5 protein-coding genes are annotated in these 5,010 nt (G+C 68.2%); 1 reads left to right on the top strand and 4 read right to left on the bottom strand.

The window, feature by feature from the left end; all coding sequences use genetic code 11:
- The 3 genes from AYB31_RS12095 to AYB31_RS12085 form a co-directional block, all read right to left on the bottom strand.
- On the bottom strand, positions 1 to 598 hold a 598-nt coding region (locus AYB31_RS12095), incomplete at its 3' end, for a CSS-motif domain-containing protein (protein ID WP_177332294.1).
- A 47-nt stretch (positions 599 to 645) separates the two neighbouring features.
- A complete protein-coding gene (locus tag AYB31_RS12090) occupies positions 646 to 1,425 on the bottom strand; it encodes an N-acetylmuramoyl-L-alanine amidase (protein WP_068828945.1) in 780 nt (259 codons plus the stop codon).
- Between the two features lie 40 nt (positions 1,426 to 1,465).
- Positions 1,466 to 2,059, bottom strand: coding sequence for a MarC family protein (locus AYB31_RS12085; protein ID WP_068828944.1), 594 nt, complete (start codon positions 2,057 to 2,059; stop codon positions 1,466 to 1,468).
- Between the two features lie 200 nt (positions 2,060 to 2,259).
- On the opposite strand from AYB31_RS12085, the gene AYB31_RS12080 reads away from it, so the two are divergent.
- On the top strand, positions 2,260 to 3,681 hold the full coding sequence (locus AYB31_RS12080; protein WP_068828943.1) for a DASH family cryptochrome: 1,422 nt from the start codon (positions 2,260 to 2,262) through the stop codon (positions 3,679 to 3,681).
- Positions 3,682 to 3,683: 2 nt separating this feature from the next.
- Here the strand turns inward: AYB31_RS12080 and AYB31_RS12075 are convergent.
- Positions 3,684 to 5,010 (bottom strand): GGDEF domain-containing protein (locus AYB31_RS12075; protein ID WP_082805286.1); only part of this gene is annotated, 1,327 nt, incomplete at its 5' end.

Raw genomic sequence — 5,010 nt, 5'->3', positions numbered from 1 at the left:
AGGGCTGCGCCGGGCCCAGCACCGGCAGGGCCTCGCCGCTGTCGTGCGGGGCAATCAGCAGGCTGCCACCGGGCGGCAGGTCGACCATGTCGGCCAGATGCCCACGCGCGGTGGACAGGCGGAAGTAGCCGCGCCCCACCACCAGGGCGGCCAGATCATCATCGGGTTGCTGGCTGGTATTCAGCCAGTAGCGCTGGCGCTTGCCCTGCAGATCCGCCGGGCGCTCCGGGCCGAGCGAGGTACGCCGGGGCGAGGACGAACAGCGCTGATCACCGCCGATAAAGGCGGCCTCGTAGACGAAGCGGTGCTGGAACACCACCCGGCGCAGGGTTTCCACCATGGCCAGGTCGCAGCCGCGCAGGGGTTGCTGTTCCAGCTCGTCGAGCGCCTCGCCGAGCTGACCGAAGACCTGCTCGATGCGATCGAGAAAATGCTGGCCCTGCAGCTGCAAGCGCTCGGCTTCGGCCTGCTGAGCCTGATGATTGGCCAGCCACAGCCCTCCCGCGGCAAACAGCATGGCGGCCAGCAGCCCGACCAGCAGGGCCGCTGGCCAGGGGCGAAACAGGGCACGACGCAAGCGCGGCAAACGAGTCGGCATGGACCGGACTCCACGGCGGAATCCATCAGGTATAGCTCAGTGCCGGATCAGGACTCGTGATTGAGCACCGCGAGTATGGCCGCGCTCTCGGCATCCGCCGCGCCGTCATAGCGGGCCGGGCGGTACTTCATCTGGAAGGCAGCCAGCACCTGGCGCGTGGCCTTATCCCATTCGCCGGTCTGCGGCGTCGGGTAGCCGAGCTGGGCCAACTGCGCCTGGAACCAGGCGGCCTCGGGCAGGGCCGCGGCGAAGCTGGCCTGCTCGCGGGCCACGGCCGTGGCGTCCGGCCAGCGGATCAGCCCGGCCTCAGCCAGGCGCTGCCAGGGGAACAGCGGACCCGGGTCGACCTTGCGCTGCGGGGCGATGTCGCTGTGGCCGATGATGCTGTCGAGCGGCAGGTCGTGGCGCTTGACCAGATCCTTGAGCAGGACGATCAGCGCGTCGATCTGCGCCTCGCTGTAGGGCTGCCAGTAACGCCCGGCGGGGCCGTCGTAGTAGCCCTGGTTGACCAGTTCGATGCCGATGCTGCTGGCGTTGAGCCAGGTGCGTCCCTGCCATTCACTGACCCCGGCATGCCAGGCGCGGCGATCCTCGTCGACCAGGCGATAGACCGTGGCCGGGGCGTCGCCGATCAGGTAGTGGGCGCTGACCTCGCCCTGGGTCAGCAGGCTCAGTGAGCGCGCCAGGTCGGTCGAGGTGTAGTGCAGCACGATGTACTGCACGCGACTGCTCTGGGCCTGGGAGCGCAAGCTGTCGTCGATACGCAGGCCGCCGCCGGTACAGCCGGCGAGGAACAGGGCGGAAAGGGCGAGGATGGCGAGTCTCATCGGTATCGGTACGGCAATTGGGAGCGGCAGTCTACGCCGCTCATGGCGTGATATGCAGGATGCTCTGCAGGTTGTCCAACAGCATGTCGACGCTGAGCATGATCAGCAGCATGCCGGTCAGCCGCTCCACCGCCGTGAGGCCGCGTGGACCGAGGAATTTCTGCAGCCAGGAGGCCTGCAGCAGGATGCTGGCGGTGGCCAGCCAGGCCAGGCCGACGGCCAGGTACAACTCCCAGATCGGGCCTTCATAGGTGCTGCGCAAGGTCATCAGCACGGCCAGGGCCGAGGGTCCGGCCACCGCCGGAGTGGCCAGCGGCACCAGCAGCGGCTCGCCATCCGGCAGGTCGCCCAGCACGCCTTCGGGCTTGGGGAAGATCAGGCGCATGGCGATGACGAACAGGATGATGCCGCCGGCGATGGCGGTGGACTCGCGCGACAGACCGAGGCCGCTGAGGATCTTCTCGCCGAAGGTGAGGAAGATCATCAGCAGGGCCAGCGCCAGCAGCAGCTCGCGCAGGGCCACGCGCATGCGCCGCTCGGGCGCGACGTTCTTCAGGGCGGCGAGGTAGATGGCGATGTTGCCGAAGGGGTCGGTGACCAGAAAAATCAGAACGGCGATGCCGAAGATGTCCATGCGGGGCTCCTTGGGGAATACCCCTAGTTTATCTGCCGTCGCCGATGCCGTCTGGCCAGCGTGGCAGGATCGACACAATGTGAACCCCGTCACACTCGAACCGCTAAATCGGACACAGGGAAGGGGCGCGGGGACAAACGGCCATGCACGGTGGTCACAGCAGCATATCGTCAACACATGCCTCACCGAGGATCATCGTCATGCGTCGCGTGTTGCTCTGGTTCAAGCAGGATCTGCGCCTCGACGACCACCCGGCCGTACAGGCCGCCCTGGACGCCGACCGCGTACTGCCGCTGTATGTGTTCGACCCCGGCCAGCTGCAGGCCGGGCCCTTCGGTAGCCGCCGTCTCGGCGTACACCGCGCGCGCTTTCTCATGGAAAGTCTGGCCGCCCTCGACGGCGAACTGCGCCAGCGTGGCTCAGGCCTGCTGGTGTTGCAGGGCCGCGCCGAACAACTGATCCCGCGCCTGGCCGAGCAGCTCGACCTCGACGAAGTGCTGACCCTGGAGGAAATCGCCCCCGAGGAATGCGCCCAGCTCGCCAGCCTGCGCAGCAGCCTGGGGGCTACCAGCCTGCGCGAACTACCGGCTAACCACCTGCTCCAGGCCAGCGACCTGCCGTGCGCGGCAAGCGAGCTGCCCGGCGTGTTCAGCCAGTTCCGCGAGCGGGTCGAGCAACGCCTGCCGGTATTTCAGCCACGCCCCGCACCGGCGCGCCTGCCGCCGCTACCGGACAATGCCAATGCCTACTTCGCCGCCCTGCCCAGCCTCTCGCAACTCGGCCTGGGCGAGCCGCTGAGCGTGGCGGGCAGCGCCTTTCCCTTCTCCGGCGGCGAGCCGGCCGGCCAGGCACGCCTGCGCGACTACCTGTGGCTGAGTCAGGGCGTACGCCAGTACAAGGACACCCGCAACGGCCTGATCGGTAGCGAATACTCGTCCAAGTTCTCGCCCTGGCTGGCCAATGGCAGCCTGTCGCCGCGTCGGGTGATGGCCGAACTGCGCCGTCATGAGGCCCAGTACGGCGGTAACGATTCGACCCGCGGGCTCTGGCTGCAGCTGCTGTGGCGCGACTTCTTCCGCTGGACCCTGCTGCGCCACGGTGCTGCCCTGTTCCGCGCCAACGGCCTGAAAGCCACGGCCCGCGCGCCCCGCCAGCTGGACCCGAGGTTCGACAGCTGGTGCCAGGGACGCACCGGCATGCCACTGGTGGATGCCAACATGCGCGAACTGGCGGCGACCGGCTTCATGTCCAATCGCGGACGCCAGGTAGTCGCCAGCTATCTGGTCGGTGATCTGCAACAGGACTGGCGCTACGGCGCCGCCTGGTTCGAGGAGCATTTGCTGGACTACGACCCGGCGAGCAACTGGGGCAACTGGGCCTACCTCGCCGGAGTGGCCAGCGACCCGCGTGGCCAGAGCCAGTTCAACGCCCTGCGCCAGGCCCGCCAGTACGACCCCGTGGGCGCCTATGTCAGCCTCTGGCTGCCGGAACTGCGCGGCGTACCGCAGCACCTGCGCCACACCCCGTTCCTGCTCTCGCACCTGCAGCTGAGCGCCATGGGTTACCCGCGCCTGGAGCGGGTGCCCGAGCACTGGAAGCCCTATTTGCCGGACGCGGCTTGAGCTCAGCCGAGCGCGATGCGGTTACGCCCCTCGCGCTTGGCGCGATAAAGCGCCTGGTCGGCACGGGCGAACGCCGCATCGCCGCCCTCGCCGGCGGCGAAAGCCGTGAGGCCGGCAGACAGGGTGATGGCCATGGGTTCGCCACGGAAGTGGAAGGGACAGGCCTCGATGGCACTGCGCAGCGTCTCCAGCAGTTGCACGCCACCTTCCAGCGGTGTGCTCGGCACCAGCAGGACGAATTCCTCACCACCGTAACGGGCCAGGAAATCGGTCTTGCGCAGGCGCTTGTTCAGCTCGCCGGCGATGATCTTCAGCACCTTGTCGCCGGCCAGGTGACCGTAGCCGTCGTTGATCCGCTTGAAGTGATCGATATCGAGCACCGCCAGCAGCAAATCGCCGCCATAGCGACGCCAGCGGGCGATCTCCAGTTCCAGGCGTTCGGCCCAGCCGGCGCGATTGGCCAAGCCGGTGAGTGGGTCGGTAAGCGCCTTCTGCCGTTGCTCCTCGAGGTGGTTGCGAAAGCCCTGGGCCTCCTGCTCCATCTCGCTGACCCGCTGCGCCAGCGCCTGCAGGCGTTGCGCCACTTCTTCCTCGCGCCCCTCGCGCTGGCGCTGGTGCTCGGCCACGGTGCTGAGCAGGCCATCCAGGCGCTGTTCCAGGGCCTGCTTGAGGCTGGGCAGGTCGACCGCTTCCTGCACGCTGGCCTGCAGGTCGCTGACCTGCTCGCGTAGCTCCTGGTTGAAGCTGCGCGAGCTTTCCACCGACTCGCTGTAACCCTCGTGGGCCTCGCTGAGGGTGCCGATGAACGCCGCCAGACGCTCGTTGAGCTGCTTGAGGTAGCCGGCGAACTCGCGCTGGCCACTGTCGGTCACAGCCAGCACCAGCACCGCCAGGTCGTCGAGCACCGGCACCAGTTCGTACCAGTTCAGACCGCCGCGCACGCGCTCGCGCAACGCCTCGCCCTGGGGCTGGTGGTGGCTGGGCAGCTCAAGTTCGTCGAGCAGTCCCAGCAGGCTCTCGGCAACGTGCGGTGCCACGGCGCTGTAACCTGGCTCGGGCCGCTCCGGCAGGGCGAAGTCGGGATCGCCCTCGCCCGTGAACATGCGCGCATCCAGCGGCAGGCTGTCGAGGGCCAGCGCCTTGCTCGGAGCGTCGTGGACCACGGCGGCGACCTGTTCGAAGGATGCCTGGGCCGCCGCCGTAACGGCCTGGACTTGCGCTGGCGCAGCCGGCTCTTCCTTTGCCGGCGCGGAAGTCGGAGTCGGAGTCGGAGTCGGAGTCGGAGTCGGAGTCGGAGTCGGAGTCGGAGTCGGAGTCGGAGTCGGAGTC

This window comes from Pseudomonas sp. BMS12 (assembly GCF_001592875.1).
Taxonomy (GTDB): Bacteria; Pseudomonadota; Gammaproteobacteria; order Pseudomonadales; family Pseudomonadaceae; genus Aquipseudomonas.
The sequence above is the reverse complement of the archived record's forward strand: the minus strand, read 5'-3'. Positions and strand labels throughout refer to the sequence as shown.

Coding starts and splice junctions, on each gene's coding strand:
- AYB31_RS12090 (WP_068828945.1), bottom strand. CDS start 1,425: ATGAGACTCGCCATCCTCGCCCTTTCCGCCCTGTTCCTCGCCGGCTGT.
- AYB31_RS12085 (WP_068828944.1), bottom strand. CDS start 2,059: ATGGACATCTTCGGCATCGCCGTTCTGATTTTTCTGGTCACCGACCCC.
- AYB31_RS12080 (WP_068828943.1), top strand. CDS start 2,260: ATGCGTCGCGTGTTGCTCTGGTTCAAGCAGGATCTGCGCCTCGACGAC.